The sequence below is a fragment of the Pseudomonas abieticivorans genome, assembly GCF_023509015.1.
GTDB lineage: Bacteria > Pseudomonadota > Gammaproteobacteria > Pseudomonadales > Pseudomonadaceae > Aquipseudomonas > Aquipseudomonas abieticivorans.
In genome coordinates this window covers 843,826-859,247 of sequence record NZ_CP094975.1, presented here as the reverse complement: position 1 = coordinate 859,247, position 15,422 = coordinate 843,826, and the positions used below count along the sequence as shown (strand labels likewise).

The window sequence follows — 15,422 nt, the reverse complement described above, 5'->3', positions numbered from 1 at the left end:
ATCAGTCGAACAGCGCCTTGGGAATATCGTGCTTGAGCATCAGCTGGCATTGTTGGCTGTCCGGGTCGAACACAATGAACGCCTGCAGTTTGGTCAGGGCGTGCCGTACGCGCAATACGCGCGTGTCCAGCGGTGTTTCATCGCCGTTGTCGGTGCCGTCGCGGGTAACGAAGTCTTCGATCAGGCGGGTAAGGGTGTCGGCTTCCAGTTGGTCGTAAGGAATCAGCATGGGGTTCTCGCAAAGTGTAGGCAAATGCTACACGAAGGTGACTGCTGCGTCTGTCTGCCTGTAGGCGCGGATTGATCCGAGAAAAGCACACCGCGTTGGGTCAGGAGTACTGCGGCGTGGCCTTCGCGGATCAATCCGCTTGCTCCTACACCTAAGAGCGGGTTGATCCGCGAAAAGTACGGTGGGGGCCTAACTCTTGTTACCCACCAAGCTGTCAACCGCTGGCACTCGGGTATCACTCTCCATCTGCGCATCATGTTCCAGTTGATGGCTGAAGCGCTCCAGCGAGCCGTTGGCCGGCTGGGCATCGCTGGCAAATACCGGTGGGCTTAGCAGGTAGGCCACCAGGATCTTGCTCAAGGCACTGAGGCTGTCGATGTGCGTGCGCTCGTAGCCGTGGGTGGCGTCGCAACCGAACGCCAGCAGGGCGGTGCGGATGTCGTGGCCTGCGGTCACGGCCGAGTGGGCGTCGCTGAAGTAATAGCGAAACAGGTCGCGGCGCAGCGGCAGCTCGTGCTCTTGGCCCAGGCGCAGCAGGTGCCGCGACAGGTGATAGTCATAGGGGCCGCCCGAATCCTGCATGGCCACGCTGACGGTGTGCTCGTTGGAGTGCTGCCCGGGCGCGACCGGCGCGATGTCGATGCCGACGAATTCACTGACGTCCCAAGGCAAGGCGGCCGCTGCGCCGGAACCGGTTTCCTCGGTGATGGTAAACAGTGGGTGGCAGTCGATGGCCGGGGTCTGGCCGCTTTCAACAATGGCCTTGAGCGAGGCCAGCAAGGCCGCGACGCCCGCCTTGTCGTCCAGGTGGCGGGCACTGATGTGGCCGCTTTCGGTGAACTCGGGCAGTGGGTCGAAGGCGACGAAGTCACCGACGTTGATGCCCAGCGATTCGCAGTCGGCGCGGGTGCTGCAATAGGCGTCCAGGCGCAGCTCCACGTGGTCCCAACTGACGGGCATCTGGTCGACGGCGGTGTTGAAGGCATGCCCAGAGGCCATCAGTGGCAACACGCTGCCGCGGATCACCCCGGTGTCGGTGAACACGCTGACGCGGCTGCCTTCGGCAAAGCGGCTGGACCAGCAGCCCACGGGCGCCAACGACAGCCGGCCGTTGTCCTGGAAGGCGCGCACGCTGGCGCCGATGGTGTCCAGGTGCGCCGATACCGCGCGGTCGGGTGAGTTTTTCTGGCCCTTGAGCGTGGCGCGGATGGTGCCACGCCGGGTCAGTTCGAATGGAATGCCCAGCTCTTCCAGGCGCTCGGCGACGTAGCGCACGATGGTATCGGTAAAACCGGTGGGGCTGGGGATGGCGAGCATCTCCAGCAGTACCTTTTGCAGGTAGTGGATATCCGGTTCGGGAATTCGGGAAGTCATGGAATCTCCTGAAGGATGGGTAGAGGGCGGCGTAGGCGCGGATTAATCGGCGAAAAGAACGCTGCGGTTCATTGGGTAAACCGCAGCGGTACAGACGGCTTTAACTGATGACCTGGGTATGCGGAAACAACAGGTCCACAAAGCGTTCGGCCGTGGGTTGCGGTTCGTGGTTGGCCAGGCCCACGCGCTCGTTGGCTTCGATGAACACGTACTCCGGCTGGTCGGCCGCCGGCACCATCAGGTCCAGGCCCACTACCGGGATGTCCAGTGCCCGGGCCGCGCGTTGAGCGGCGTCCACCAAGGTGGGATGGAGGATGGCGGTCACGTCTTCCAAGTGCCCGCCGGTGTGCAGGTTGGCGGCTTTGCGCACCGCGAGCACTTGGCCTGCGGGCAGCACGGTGTCGTAGTCGACGCCGGCGGCGTGCAGCGTGCGCTGGGTTTCGGCGTCCAGCGGGATGCGGCTTTCACCGCCGGTTGCGGCCTGGCGACGGCGGCTTTGTGCCTCGATCAGCGCGCCGATGGAATGCTGCCCATCGCCGGTGATCTGCGCTGGCCAGCGGATGGCCGCCGCCACCACTTCAAAGCCGATGACCACGATGCGCAGGTCGTGGCCCTCGTGGAAGCTTTCCAGCAGCACCCGGCTGTCGAACGCGTGGGCGTGCTCGATGGCCTGTTGCACCTCCTCCAAGGTCGACAGGTCCACGGCGACGCCCTGGCCCTGTTCGCCGTCCAGCGGCTTGACCACGACACGCCCGTGCTCGTCCAGAAAATCCTGGTTGTCGTCAGCGCTGCCGGCCAGTTGTTGCGCCGGCAATTTCAAGCCGGCGGCCTTGAGCACCTTGTGGGTCAGGCTTTTGTCTTGGCACAGGGTCATGCTGATTGAACTGGTCAGGTCGCACAGCGATTCGCGACAACGGACCCGGCGGTTGCCATGGCTCAAGGTAAACAACCCGGCATCGGCGTCGTCGACCTGTACTTCAATGCCACGACGATAGGCTTCATCGACAATGATCCGCGCGTACGGGTTGAGTTCGGCTTGCGGGCCGGGACCCAGGAACAGCGGTTGATTGATGCCGTTCTTGCGCTTGATGGCAAACGTCGGCAGGTTGCGAAAGCCCAGCTTGGCGTAGAGGTTTTTCGCCAGGCGATTGTCGTGCAGCACCGACAGGTCCAGGTAACTCAAACCGCGGCTCATGAAGTGTTCCACCAAGTGGCGCACCAATACCTCACCCACGCCTGGGCGGGTGCAACGGGGGTCTACGGCCAGGCACCAGAGGCTGCTGCCGTTCTCCGGGTCGCGAAAGGCCTTGTGATGGTTCAAGCCCATCACGCTGCCGATCACTTTGCCGCTGTCTTCGTCCTCGGCCAGCCAGTACACCGGCCCGCCTTGGTGGCGAGGGGTCAACAGGCCCGGGTCGATGGGTAGCATGCGACGCTTGAGGTACAACTGATTGATGGCTTCCCAGTCGCCTTCGGTTTGCGCGCGGCGAATGCGAAAGCCGCGAAACACCCGTTGTGCGGGGCGATAGTCACTGAACCACAGGCGCAGCGTGTCGGAGGGGTCCAGGAACAATTGCTGAGGTGCGTGGGCCAGCACTTGCTGCGGTGCGGCCACGTACAGGGCAATGTCGCGCTCGCCTTGCTGCTCGTTGAGCAACTCCTCGGCGAGTTGGGCCGGGTTGGGCCAGGTGTGCCCGATCAGCAACCGGCCCCAACCGCAATGCAGCGCGCGAGGTTGCGCGTCCGGCGTTTCACCGTCCTCGGCAAAGCGCGCCTGCAGGCGTTCGTAGGAGGGCGACTGGCCGCGCAGCAAGCGTTGGCTGTAGGCCGTGGCATGAGCTTTCATCGATCAGATTCCTTGTTCGCTGAGCCACAGGTTCAGCGCGGCCAATTGCCAGAGTTTGGAACCACGCAGAGGTGTGAGTTGGCCTTGCGGGTCGCTCAGCAGGCGGTCGAGTTGGGCGGGGTTGAACAGGCCGCGGTCCTGGCTTGGGTCCAGCAGCAGGTCGCGCACCCAGTTCAAGGTGTCGCCTTGCAAGTGCTTGAGGCCGGGCACCGGGAAGTAGCCTTTCTTGCGATCGATCACCTCGCTGGGGATGACCAGGCGCGCGGCTTCCTTGAGCACTTGCTTGCCGCCATCGGGCAGCTTGAACTTGGCCGGCACCCGCGCCGACAGTTCCACCAGGCGGTAGTCCAGGAACGGCGTGCGTGCCTCCAACCCCCAGGCCATGGTCATGTTGTCGACCCGCTTGACCGGGTCGTCCACCAGCATCACCGTGCTGTCCAGGCGCAGGGCCTTGTCCACGGCGGCGTCGGCGCCGGCCATGGCGAAATGATCACGGACAAAATCACCGGCCGCATCATTGGGCGTGCGCCATTTGGGCTGCACCGTATCGGCATAGTCGGCATAGCTGCGGTCAAAAAACGCCTCGCGGTAGGCAGCATAGGGATCGCTGGCACCGTCCACCTGCGGGTACCAGTGGTAACCGGCAAACAACTCGTCGGCACCCTGGCCGCTCTGCACCACCTTGCAGTGCTTGGCCACTTCACGCGACAGCAGGTAAAAGGCGATGCAGTCATGGCTGACCATCGGCTCGCTCATGGCGCGGAACGCCGCAGGCAGTTGCTCGATGATCTCGCGTTCATCGATGCGCAACTGGTGATGCTCGGTGCCGTAGTGCTTGGCAATCAGGTCCGAATACTGGAACTCGTCGCCGCGCTCGCCACCGGCGTCCTGAAAGCCGATGGAAAAAGTCGAGAGGTTCTCGACCCCAGCTTCGCGCAACAGGCCTACCAGCAGGCTGGAATCGACGCCGCCCGACAACAGCACACCGACGTCCACCGCTGCCCGTTGGCGTATGGCCACGGCTTCGCGGGTGCTGTCCAGCACCCGGTCGCGCCAGTCTTCCAGGGTCAGGTTGGCTTCGTCGGCATGGGGGCCGTACGGCAATGTCCACCAGGTTTTCTGTTCGGTCTTGCCATCGGCATCGATGCGCATCCAACTGGCCGGTGGCAGCTTTTCAATGCCAGCGAGCAGGGTGCGTGGCGCAGGTACCACGGCGTGGAAGTTCAGGTAGTGGTTCAGTGCCACCGGGTCCAGGAGGGGGCTGATATCGCCGCCCTTGAGCAGGGCCGGCAGCGCCGAGGCAAAGCGCAGCCGTTCACCGGTGCGCGACAGGTACAGGGGCTTTACGCCAAGGCGGTCGCGGGCAATGAACAGGCGTTGCGCGTCGCGTTCCCAGATGGCGAAGGCGAACATGCCATTGAGCTTGGGCAGCAGGTCCGCCCCCCAGGCGTGGTAGCCCTTGAGCAACACCTCAGTGTCGCCGCCCGAATAGAAGCCGTAGCCCAGGCCTTCGAGCTCTGCGCGCAATTCGGGGAAATTGTAGATGGCGCCGTTGAATGCCAGGGACAGGCCCAAAGCGCTGTCGACCATCGGTTGGGCGGAGCCGTCCGACAGGTCCATGATTTTCAGCCGGCGGTGGCCCAAGGCGACCGGCCCTTGGCTATGGAAGCCCCAGGCGTCCGGGCCACGAGGGGCCAAATGATGGGTGATCCGTTCTACGGCCGCAAGGTCCGCAGGTTGACGATCAAAACGCAATTCACCAGCTAATCCGCACATAAGTCCTTACCGGGTTTCCGTTGGGGAGATAGGGGGGCACGTGCCCCGTACCCAGAAACTGACCGGTGAGAATCTCAGGAGTTTTAGAACGATCGGTTATAAGCAGGCCTCCCCTACGCCGCGCGCCGTCAGCAGCAGGCGCGCTCGGGAAAGCAGTCATAGGCGTTTGAAAAAAATGTTGCACGAAATAAGAAGGGTTTAATTAGTTGTTTGCCAGCGACAGCGATATGATTTTAAATATTCAATCGATACTCATGAGATGCTTCAAGACAGTACGTTGGTTCATAAGGGAGTTACGGATGCTGAGGTGGATAAGTCAAGTCAGGGAAAGGCTTGAATCGGACTCTGAAGAGCAGTCTTTCTATCAGTCGTTGTTAAAGGTGGTCGAAGAGTTAGGCTTTGAGTTGTATTCTTTTCGAATAATAATCGACACGCCAAGGTACGGTGTAAAGATATTTTCGCGCAATAACTATACCGCCACGTGGAATGACTATTATCAAATGGAACGGTCCCATTTGGTCGATGCCGTTTATCAACACTGTCGACAGTCCATTCTGCCGTTGCGTTGGTCCGACGAGCTGTATACCGATGCTCCGCAGGTGCGGGCCCGAATCATTGAACAGGGCATGCGCCACGGCATATCCCAAGGGGTCCAGGAACATTCAGGCGTTACCAGCATGTTCAGCATGGTCCGCAACAGCCCAGCGGTGGAGGAAGGGGAGTTGCTGGACAAGGCCGGGCACCTGATGTGGCTGGCCAATTACTTGCACAATCGGGAACTGCCTGGTTTTTTGCAGAAGTTTGCGCTGATGCGCAGCCGCAGTTCGCGCGTGCGCTTGTTGTCTGAGCGCGAAATCGAGGTACTGTATTTGAGCGGCCAGGGGCAAACGGCCGAGGAAGTGGGCCTGGCGTTGCACCTGACCCCCCGCACTGTCAATTTTCACATTGCCAGTGCCATCGCCAAACTTGGGGTCACCAATAAGACCGCCGCCGTGGTGCAGTTGGCCCTGATGGGGTTTTTCAACGCTGCGCCCCGTCAGTAACCGGTCATTTCCAGGTAGCCTTCGCCCCGGGTGCTGCCATTGAGCTGGACTGGCCCTTCCCAGTACGGCGGGCTCACATTCATCCAGGCATTGGGGTTAAGCGCCTGCAAGGTCACATCCAGGCCTTTACTGGGTACTTGCACCTGCCAGCGAACCGGCACCGAACGCCCCTGTACACGGTGTGAGGCAGTGGGCGTCAGGGTAATGGCTTCGCTGCCCAGCGACTGGTTGCGCCCATCTGCACTGATCCAGTTACCGCTCAAGTGCTGCGTGCCGTTGGCGTAGCGCAGGCGGTATAGCATCACTTGCTGACCATCGGCCAGGTGCAGCGAGAACCAGTCCCACCCGGTTTGCTGCGCCGCCAGCGGCTGGCTGCTCCATTCGCGATCCAGCCAGGCGTGGCCAGTGACGTGCCAGGTCTTGCCGCCGCTGCTGACCTCGCCACTGGCCTGGTAGAAGGGTTGGCTGTAGTAGTAAGACGCCTGGCCTTGGTCGGATTTCTGGCTGTACCCTTGCTGGCCCTGCAACACCGGCGCCTGGGCGGTGCTCAGGTGCAAGCGGTAACTGAAGTCGTCGCCTCGCGCCGAGAGCAGCAGGTTGCCGGCAGGATCCTGCCCGGGGCTGGCCAGGCTCTGCATTTGCCAATCGTCGATCCACGCCTTGAACGGGCTTGGGTTCACGCCGGCCTGGCCGATGCCGCCACGGGCCAGGGCCTGGGCGACGAAGTGCTGGCTGGCAGTGGTCAGCGCGGCGTGGCCCAGCCACAGGCTGCGGTGGCTCCAGCCTGACGCTTCGGCGCCGGGCGCCAGGGCGTTGCGAAACAGTGTCCATTGCACACCGAACGCCTGGCCGTCATCGGCCTTGAGGTTGGCGGTCACGTACCACCATTCGATGCGGTAGTCCGGATGGGCGCCGTGGTCCTGGGGGAACACGAATGTGCGCCCCGGGGTGACTTGGGCAAAGCCTTGGGCGTTTTGATTGAGCCCGGCATAGCCAGGCGCCGGCGCATCGTTGGCATCACAGCCGGCGAGCAGGGCCAGGGCAATGATTACCCAGGTGTTAGCGTTCATCGGCAAATACCCGTAGGAGGTCGGCCGGGCGGCTGCCGAGCAGCTTGAGCAACGGCCAGGCCGACGCCAGGGCGGTGGCCAGCATCGCCCAGCCCAACAGGCGCAGTAATTGCGCAGGAAATACTTGCAAGGGCAGGCGCCAACCAAAGGCCTGCACATTGACCACGGCCACCAGGCACCACGCCAGGAGGATGCCCAGCGGTACGGCCAGTAATAACGTCAGCAGGCTCAACAACCAGGTTTGCGCCAAGGCCAGGGCGATCAGTTGCCGCCTGCCCACGCCCAGCGCCCAGAGCGGGGCCAGTTGGCCAAGGCGGCTTTGGCTTTGGGTCAGCAGGCCGATGAACAGCGCCACGGCCGCCACGCCCAGGGTCAGGCTGTCCAGGGCCGTGGTGGCGCTGAAGGTGCGCTCGAACACCTGCAGCGCCCAGCCTTTCAATTGCCCTTGATCGATCAGGTGGGTGTCGTCCAGGCCAAAGGTGGCTTGCAACTGGCCTTTGAGCGCTGCCACGTTGGCCGCATCGGTGCGCACGGCGAACCGGCTGGGGGCCTGGTTAGGCCAATGTCGCAGCAATTGCGTGGCTGCCACCAGCACTTGGCCCTTCGGGTTGCCGTAGTCGGCATACAACGCGACGATGCGCGGCGCCCAGGTGCCCGTTTCGCTGGGCAGCACCAGGTGGTCGCCCAGGCCCACCTTGAGCTTGCGTGCCAGTTGCTCGCTGAGCATCAGGCTGTCGCCAGCAAACAGTTGGTCCCAGGGGTTGCCCGGCGCGCTGGCCAGCAATGGCCAGTGCTGGCGATACAAGGGGTCATCGACCACCGCGTTGAGTTCGCTCGGCCAGCCTTGCAGGCGCAGTTCCAGGTCACGCCGGGGCAGCACCGCGCTGATCTGCGGTTGGGCCTGCAGCCAGGTTTGCAGGGCTGCGGTTTGCTCGGGGTTTTGCGGGCGCACGTAGAGTTCGGCGGCCAGGCGTTGTTCCAGCCAACTGGCGAACGTGTGCCGGAAGCCTTCGGTCATGCTGCCGGCGCCGATGTTCGCGGCCATGGCCAGCAACAGCGCCATTAGGGCCAGGCTCAGGGCCGGCAATTGCTGGCGGCAGTCAGCGACAAACCACTGGCCCAGTACCGAGCGCACGTGCAAGGCCAACAGTTTGAGCAGGCCATTGAGCAGCACCGGTAGCCCCAGTGCACCGGCCAGCAACACGCAGCCCATCAGGGCAAAGCCTGTGGCCAAGCTGTCGCCCCACAGGGCGGCGGCCAGGGCCAATGTGGCAGCGCCTGCGGCGATCCAGGCCTGGTTGCGCAGCCAATGGCCGTGGCTGCGCAGCCAGGCTTCGTTGTCGGCCAGCGCCAGCAGCGGCAGTCGGGCGGCGCGCCACAGGCTGTTGCCCCCGGCGAGCAGTGCACCGCCCAGGCTCAGCCCCAGGGCTTGCAACCACCACGCCGGGCTCAGGGTGAGCTGCGTGGCCACCTCGGCGCCGTACAGCCCGCGCAGGCTGGCGGCGACGTCAGGCAGCAGGGCCGCGGCCAGGCCATAACCGCTGACCACGCCCACGACCCCGCCCAGCAGGGCCAGCGCCAGCAGCTCCAGGCCCAGCACCGTCACCAACACCCGTGCACTGACGCCGCAGGCGCGCAAAGTGCGCAACAGCGGCCGGCGTTGTTCCAGGGCCAGGCCGATGGCTGCGTGGGCAATCACCAGGCCCACGGCAAAGGCCAGCAGGCCCAGGGCCTGTAGGTTCAGGTGAAAGCTGTCGGTCAGGCGATTGATATCGGCGCTGGCGTCTTGCTGCTCGCGTTGCAGCTGCTCGCTCCACGGCGCGGGCAGGGGGCGATCGGAATGTGCCGGTAGCAACAGGCTGCTGATTTGCCCGTGGGCCAGAAGCAGTGCCTGTGCGCGGTCGATGTCCATCAGCAACAGCCCGGGGGCCATGTCCTGCTTGGTCAGCAGGGGTGGCAGGCGCTGGCCGCCTTCAGCCTGGGGCTGGTCACCGTCGTGGGCCGCCAGGCTGCGCAGGGTTTGCGGCGCGGCCCAGGTTTGCCCGGGGTCGCCGATAAACCGGCCCAGGCCCTCGCCGTCTGGTACCTCGCCGGCCAGGGAGGTGTCGTGGGGCAAGGTCAGCGGCTCGATGCCCAACACCTGCAGGGATTGGCCGTTGACGCTAATGCGGCCCTGCAACACCGGTGACACCGGCACGCCGGCCAAGCGCAGGTCAACAAAGGCTTGCTGGGTGAAGCGCCCGCCTTGGCGTAATACCAGCCGGGCCTGGGGTTGGCCGCCGATCAGTTGGCTGGCCTGGGCGTAACTTTGCCGGGCCTGGCCGTTCAGCGCCTGCACGCCGATCAACAGGGCAGTGGCCAGCCACAGCCCGGCGAACACACTGAAGAACTGCACTGGATGCTTGCGCCAATGGCTGAGCAGCGCGCGCAAGGTCCAGTACAGCACTTTCACTTGAGGCGGCCCAGGTGCAGCACCACCTGACGTTGCAAGCGGGCGGCAATCTTCTGGCTGTGGGTGACCATCAGCAGGGTGGCAGCGCTGTCTTCAAGCAGTTCGAGCATCAGGCCGAGCACCTCTTCGCTGGTGTTTTCATCCAGGTTGCCGGTGGGCTCGTCGGCCAGCAGCAGGGCGGGCCTGGAGGCCAGCGCCCGGCCCAGGGCCACCCGCTGCTGCTGGCCGCCGGAGAGTTGTTCGGGGTAGCGGCCGAGCAAGGCGCCCAGGCCCAGGCGCTCCACCAATTCGGCCTGCCAACGTGGGTCGAAACGCCCGGCCAGGCGCGCCTGGAAGGCTAGGTTATCGGCGACAGACAAGCTGCCAATCAGGTTGAACTGCTGGAAGATCAGCCCGATCCCGGTGCGTCGCCATTCGGCCAACTGGCTTTCGGTCATCGATTCCAGCGCGTGCCCGGCGACCTGGATGCGCCCGCTGTCGACCCGGTCCAGCCCCGCCACCAGGTGCAGCAAGGTGCTCTTGCCGCTGCCTGACTCGCCCATCAAGGCCAGGCTGGCCCCGCGTTCCAAGGTCAGGTCGATGCCTTGCAGCACCGGCAGCGGGCCTTGTGGGGTGGGGTAGGTCTTGAACAGGTTTTCGATGGATAGCATCACAGGTTCCTTGAAGCTTGCAGCTCACAGCCTACAGCTTCCCCCTCACCAAAGCCCGCACCGCGAACCGGTTCGGGTGGCAAGCCTGGGCCACGTCGCGGGGCAAGGGCAAGGGCTCGTCATCCAGCCAGGCGGCGATCAGTTCCCCCGACAGCGGCGCGGTAATCAGCCCCCGCGAGCCATGGCCGCTGTTGACGTACAAACCATCCAGCCAGGGGCAGGGCAGGTCGGGCACCTGGCGGGCGTCTTTGCCCAGTACCGCATAGGTGGCGTTGAACGCCTCGCGATCGGCCAGGGGGCCGACGATGGGCAAGTAATCCGGGCTGGTGCAGCGAAACGCCGCGCGGCCCTGCGCCTGTTCGGCCGACAGCGGCCCCAGGCGTTCGGCCAAATCCCGGGAGATCTCGTCGAGCATTTGCAGGTTGCCCTGGTGTTCGGCCACGGTGGGGGTCAGGTCATCGTTGTTGAAGTCGAAGCTGGCGCCCAGGGTGTGTTCGCCCAGCCGCGCCGGGGCCACGTAGCCTTCGGCGCACACCACGGTCGCCAGCTGCGCGCTGGCGGCAGTTTGCGCCAGCCGGGTGATCTGCCCGCGGATACGCTTGAGCGGCAAGTCGGCGCTGGCAGCGAAGGCCTTGACCTCGGCCGCCCCGCACAGCACGGCGACCGGGGCTTGGGCCAATAGCCGATCACCGTCCCAGGCCTGCCATTGGCCATTGGCCCGACGCAGGTCGAGGACATTGTGGTGGGGCTGCAGCGAAATCCCCGTGCCACCTGCCTGTTTCTGGCAGAGCGCGGGTGGGTGCACCCAGCCCCCTTCGGGGTAGAACAGCCCGCCGCTGGGCAAGCTGATACCCGCCAACGCTTCGGCGCCCGGGCGGTCCAGCAGGTGCAACAATTGCGGGTCGAAGGCGGCGGCCAGTTGCGCCTGGCGCTCGCCTTCCTTGGCGTCGAAGCCCAGTTGCAGCACGCCGCAGTCGTCCCAGTCGCGGCCCCGCTGCAACTGTTCAAGCAGCCTGCGGGTGTAGCCGAAACCGCTGAGGATCAATTGCGAGAGGGCCGTGCCATGGGCCGAGAGCTTGAGGTACAGCACGCCCTGCGGGTTGCCCGAAGCCTCCTGTGCCACGTCGCCATGGCGCTCCAGCAGGCTGACTTGCCAGCCACGGGCAGCGAGGCTGGCCGCCGTTGCGCAGCCGGCAAGCCCGGCGCCGATCACCAGTGCCCGGCGCTCGCCGGCGGGCAAGGCCGGGCGGGCGAACCAGGGCTTGGCCGGCGCAGGGGCGGGCAGCTCATGGGGCCAGCCTTGAAACTCGCCCCGCAGCACTTCCCATTTATGCCCGATGCCCGGCACGCGCTTCATCTTGAACCCGGCGGCCTTGAGGCTGCGGCGTACCCAGCCGGTACTGGTGAAGGTGCCAATGCTGGTGCCAGGCCGGGACAACCGCGCCAGCTCGGCGAACAATTCGGGGGTCCACATCTCGGGGTTTTTTGCCGGTGCAAAACCGTCCAGGAACCAGGCATCCACCGTGCCGTCCAGCAAGGGCAATTGCTCCAGCGCATCGCCGATCAGCAGTGTCAGGGTCACCCGGCCGCTTTCGAACACCAGGCGCTGGAAGCCCTGGTGCACTGCCACGTACTGCGCCAGCAAGGCATCGGCTTGGCTGCGCAGTTCGGGCCACAGGTGCAGGGCGCGGGTCAGGTCGGCGCGGGTCAGCGGGTATTTCTCGACGCTGATGAAATGCAGCCGCGCTTTTGGGTCGGCGCATTGTTCGAAGAGCTGCCAGGCACATAAAAAGTTCAGGCCGGTGCCAAAGCCGGTCTCGCCGATCACCAGCCGCTCGCCCGCCTGCAGCGCCGTGAAGCGTTCCTCCAGGCGATTTTGCAGCATGAACACGTGACGGGTTTCCGCCAGCCCCGACTCCAGGGAAAAGTACACGTCGGCGTAGGCCCGCGAGTGCGGTCGGCCTTGTTCATCCCAGTCGATCTGGGCGTGGGTAGCGGCGGTGGTCATGCTCAACTCAGGTGGCGGCGGGTATCGAGCGGCACATTTTGCCAGATTGCCAGTCCGATGTTCCGCTAGAGTTGTACTTCACGGAACAGGAGCCGCGCATGTTTGAGTCTGCCGAAATTGGTCACGCCATCGACAAGGACACCTATGACGCCGAAGTCCCGGCGCTGCGCGAGGCATTGCTGGAGGCTCAGTACGAACTCAAGCAGCAGGCGCGCTTTCCGGTGATCGTGCTGATCAATGGCATCGAAGGCGCCGGCAAGGGCGAGACCGTCAAGCTGCTCAACGAATGGATGGACCCGCGCCTGATCGAGGTGCGCACGTTCGACCAGCAAACCGATGAAGAACTGGCCCACCCGCCGGCCTGGCGTTACTGGCGACAGTTGCCGGCCAAGGGCAAGATGGGTGTGTTCTTCGGCAATTGGTACAGCCAGATGATCCAGGGCCGGGTGAGCGGTCGGTTCAAGGATGCGGTGCTCGACCAGGCCATCAACGGCGCCGAGCGCCTGGAGCAGATGCTCTGCGATGAAGGTGCGCTGATCTTCAAGTTCTGGTTTCACCTGTCCAAGCAGCAGATGAAGGCACGGCTCAAGGCGCTCAAGGACGACCCGCTGCACAGCTGGCGCATCAGCCCGCTGGACTGGCAGCAGTCGCGAACCTACGACCGCTTCGTGCGTTTTGGCGAGCGCGTGCTGCGCCGTACCAGCCGCGAATACGCCCCTTGGCATGTGATCGAAGGCGTCGACCCGCACTACCGCAGCCTGGCCGTGGGCAAGATCCTGCTGGAAGGCTTGCAGGCCGCGCTGAAGACGCCGATCGAACCGCTGCACCAAAGCATCGCGCCGTTGGGTGAGTCGCTGGACCAGCGTAGCCTGCTCGACAGCCTGGACTTGAGCCAGCACCTGAGTAAGGACGAATACAATGAACAGCTGATTGCCGAGCAGGCCCGCCTGGCCATGTTGTTTCGCGACAAACGCATGCGCGGCCATGCCCTGGTGGCGGTGTTCGAAGGCAACGATGCGGCAGGCAAGGGCGGCGCCATTCGCCGGGTGGCGGCAGCGCTGGACCCGCGCCAATACAACATCGTGCCGATTGCCGCGCCCACACAGGACGAGTTGGCGCAGCCCTACCTGTGGCGCTTCTGGCGGCAGATCCCGGCACGCGGCAAGTTCACCATATTCGACCGTTCCTGGTACGGCCGGGTCTTGGTGGAGCGGGTCGAAGGCTTTTGCAGCCAGGCCGACTGGATGCGTGCCTATGGCGAGATCAACGACTACGAGGAGCAACTGCACGATGCCGGCGTGGTGGTGGTCAAGTTCTGGTTGTCGATAGACAAGAAAACCCAGTTGGAGCGCTTCGAGGCCCGCGAGAAAATCCCCTTCAAGCGCTTCAAGATCACCGAGGACGACTGGCGCAACCGCGAGAAGTGGGGCTTGTACCGCGATGCCGTGGGCGACATGGTCGACCGTACCAGCACCGAGATCGCGCCCTGGACCCTGATCGAGGCCAATGACAAGCGCTTTGCGCGGGTCAAGGTGCTGCGCACTTTGTGCGATGCCCTGGAAGCAGCGTTCAAGAAGGACAAGAAATCCAAATAGGCCTCCATACAGCGTTTCGATGATCGTCGCGAGGGGCGAGGTGCGGGCCTATGCTGGGCGCAACCTTGACTCCTACAACAACGAACAATGAGGTGTGCCATGCGTGAAGTGGTGATCGTCGACAGCATGCGGACTGGCCTGGCCAAATCCTTTCGCGGCAAGTTCAACCAGACCCGGCCCGATGACATGGCGGCCCATTGCGTGAATGCGTTGCTCACGCGCAATGGCATCGACCCGGCCAGCGTCGAGGACTGCATCGTGGGCGCGGCCTCCAACGAAGGCGCTCAGGGCTTCAATATCGGCCGCAATGTCGCGGTGTTGTCCAAGCTGGGCACCGGCACCGCCGGCATGACCCTCAACCGCTTCTGCTCCTCGGGCCTGCAGGCCATCGCCATCGCCGCCAACCAGATCGCTTCGGGCTTCAGTGACATCATCGTCGCCGGGGGCGTGGAGTCGGTCAGCCTCACGGCCAAGAGCCGCAACCAGGAAAACCTGGTGAACCCGGCGCTGATGGACATCTCGCCCGGCATCTACATGCCCATGGGCCAGACCGCCGAAGTGGTCGCCCGGCGCTATAACATCAGCCGCCAAGCGCAGGACAGCTATGCCCTGCAAAGCCAGCAGCGCACCGCCCAGGCACAGGCCGACGGTTTGTTCGACGACGAAATCGCCCCGCTGGCCACCCGCTACCTGGTCGAGGACAAAGCCACTGGCGAGCAGTCCTGGAAGGACGGGGTGGTGGATCGTGACGATTGCAACCGCCCCGACACCACGTTGGAAAGCCTGGCGAGCCTCAAGCCTGCCTTTAGCGAAGACGGCTCGGTGACGGCTGGCAACGCTTCGCAACTGTCCGACGGGGCATCGATGACCCTGGTGATGAGCCTGGAAAAAGCCCTGGCCCTGGGGCTCAAGCCCAAGGCGTTTTTCCGCGGCTTTACCGTGGCCGGCTGCGAGCCCGACGAGATGGGCATCGGCCCGGTGTTCGCGGTGCCCAAGCTGCTCAAGCTGGCCTCGGTGAAGCAGGCCGATGTCGACCTGTGGGAGCTTAACGAAGCCTTCGCCTCGCAGTGCCTGTACTGCCGCGACCGCCTGGAAATCGACAACGCCAAGTACAACGTCAACGGCGGCTCGATTTCCATCGGCCACCCCTTCGGCATGACCGGTTCCCGGCAAGTCGGGCACCTGGTGCGCGAGCTGCAGCGGCGTCAACTGCGCTATGGCGTGGTGAGCATGTGCGTGGGCGGCGGGATGGGCGCGGCGGGGTTGTTTGAGGCAATTGGCTAGGGCTCATTGACAGCCCCCTCACCCCAACCCTCTCCTTAAGGGAGAGGGCAGGGGTGAGGGGGTAGCAGTCTTCCATCAAGAATCAACACCTTCAG

The 15,422-nt window shown here is 64.2% G+C and carries 11 protein-coding genes; 3 read left to right on the top strand and 8 right to left on the bottom strand.

The genetic code is table 11. From position 1 onward, the window contains the following. Position 1: 1 nt before the first annotated feature. From L9B60_RS03695 to L9B60_RS03680, 4 genes are all read right to left on the bottom strand, one after another. Positions 2-229 carry a YheU family protein gene (locus tag L9B60_RS03695; protein ID WP_249676373.1) on the bottom strand — a complete coding sequence of 76 codons (228 nt, stop codon included), beginning with the start codon at positions 227-229 and terminating at the stop codon, positions 2-4. A 189-nt stretch (positions 230-418) separates the two neighbouring features. After that, a complete protein-coding gene (locus L9B60_RS03690) occupies positions 419-1,603 on the bottom strand; it encodes an osmoprotectant NAGGN system M42 family peptidase (protein WP_249676372.1) in 1,185 nt (394 codons plus the stop codon). A 100-nt stretch (positions 1,604-1,703) separates the two neighbouring features. Beyond that, positions 1,704-3,449 (bottom strand): N-acetylglutaminylglutamine synthetase, encoded by a 1,746-nt coding sequence (gene ngg / locus L9B60_RS03685; RefSeq protein ID WP_249676370.1) that lies wholly within the window; start codon positions 3,447-3,449, stop codon positions 1,704-1,706. A gap of 3 nt (positions 3,450-3,452) precedes the next feature. Then, on the bottom strand, positions 3,453-5,225 hold the full coding sequence (locus L9B60_RS03680) for an N-acetylglutaminylglutamine amidotransferase (protein ID WP_249676367.1): 1,773 nt from the start codon (positions 5,223-5,225) through the stop codon (positions 3,453-3,455). 206 nt (positions 5,226-5,431) lie between these two features. On the opposite strand from L9B60_RS03680, the gene L9B60_RS03675 reads away from it, so the two are divergent. Further along, entirely contained in the window at positions 5,432-6,268 is an 837-nt protein-coding gene (locus tag L9B60_RS03675) for a helix-turn-helix transcriptional regulator (RefSeq protein WP_249676364.1), read from the top strand. On the opposite strand, the gene L9B60_RS03670 is transcribed toward L9B60_RS03675, so the two are convergent. The 4 genes from L9B60_RS03670 to mnmC are packed head-to-tail and all read right to left on the bottom strand — an operon-like array spanning position 6,262 to position 12,448. Further along, complete coding sequence (locus L9B60_RS03670) at positions 6,262-7,338, bottom strand: lipocalin-like domain-containing protein (RefSeq protein WP_249676362.1); 1,077 nt, start codon at positions 7,336-7,338, stop codon at positions 6,262-6,264. The two genes, L9B60_RS03675 and L9B60_RS03670, sit on opposite strands and share 7 nt — an antisense overlap. Further along, positions 7,328-9,790: an ABC transporter permease gene (locus L9B60_RS03665; protein ID WP_249676360.1), complete on the bottom strand. Its 2,463-nt coding sequence runs from the start codon at positions 9,788-9,790 to the stop codon at positions 7,328-7,330. Before L9B60_RS03665 ends, L9B60_RS03670 begins: the two co-directional genes overlap by 11 nt. Then, a complete protein-coding gene (locus L9B60_RS03660; protein WP_249676358.1) occupies positions 9,787-10,440 on the bottom strand; it encodes an ABC transporter ATP-binding protein in 654 nt (217 codons plus the stop codon). The genes L9B60_RS03665 and L9B60_RS03660 overlap by 4 nt, the downstream gene beginning before the upstream one ends. 31 nt (positions 10,441-10,471) lie before the next feature. After that, on the bottom strand, positions 10,472-12,448 hold the full coding sequence (gene mnmC, locus L9B60_RS03655; protein ID WP_249676356.1) for a bifunctional tRNA (5-methylaminomethyl-2-thiouridine)(34)-methyltransferase MnmC2/FAD-dependent 5-carboxymethylaminomethyl-2-thiouridine(34) oxidoreductase MnmC1: 1,977 nt from the start codon (positions 12,446-12,448) through the stop codon (positions 10,472-10,474). A gap of 98 nt (positions 12,449-12,546) precedes the next feature. On the opposite strand from mnmC, the gene pap reads away from it, so the two are divergent. Further along, a complete protein-coding gene (pap, locus tag L9B60_RS03650; protein ID WP_249676355.1) occupies positions 12,547-14,043 on the top strand; it encodes a polyphosphate:AMP phosphotransferase in 1,497 nt (498 codons plus the stop codon). Positions 14,044-14,142: 99 nt separating this feature from the next. Next, positions 14,143-15,327 (top strand): thiolase family protein, encoded by a 1,185-nt coding sequence (locus L9B60_RS03645; RefSeq protein WP_249676351.1) that lies wholly within the window; start codon positions 14,143-14,145, stop codon positions 15,325-15,327. Positions 15,328-15,422: the final 95 nt, after the last annotated feature.

Coding starts and splice junctions, on each gene's coding strand:
- L9B60_RS03660 (WP_249676358.1), bottom strand. CDS start 10,440: ATGCTATCCATCGAAAACCTGTTCAAGACCTACCCCACCCCACAAGGC.
- mnmC (WP_249676356.1), bottom strand. CDS start 12,448: ATGACCACCGCCGCTACCCACGCCCAGATCGACTGGGATGAACAAGGC.
- ngg (WP_249676370.1), bottom strand. CDS start 3,449: ATGAAAGCTCATGCCACGGCCTACAGCCAACGCTTGCTGCGCGGCCAG.
- pap (WP_249676355.1), top strand. CDS start 12,547: ATGTTTGAGTCTGCCGAAATTGGTCACGCCATCGACAAGGACACCTAT.
- L9B60_RS03670 (WP_249676362.1), bottom strand. CDS start 7,338: ATGAACGCTAACACCTGGGTAATCATTGCCCTGGCCCTGCTCGCCGGC.
- L9B60_RS03690 (WP_249676372.1), bottom strand. CDS start 1,603: ATGACTTCCCGAATTCCCGAACCGGATATCCACTACCTGCAAAAGGTA.
- L9B60_RS03680 (WP_249676367.1), bottom strand. CDS start 5,225: ATGTGCGGATTAGCTGGTGAATTGCGTTTTGATCGTCAACCTGCGGAC.
- L9B60_RS03695 (WP_249676373.1), bottom strand. CDS start 229: ATGCTGATTCCTTACGACCAACTGGAAGCCGACACCCTTACCCGCCTG.
- L9B60_RS03645 (WP_249676351.1), top strand. CDS start 14,143: ATGCGTGAAGTGGTGATCGTCGACAGCATGCGGACTGGCCTGGCCAAA.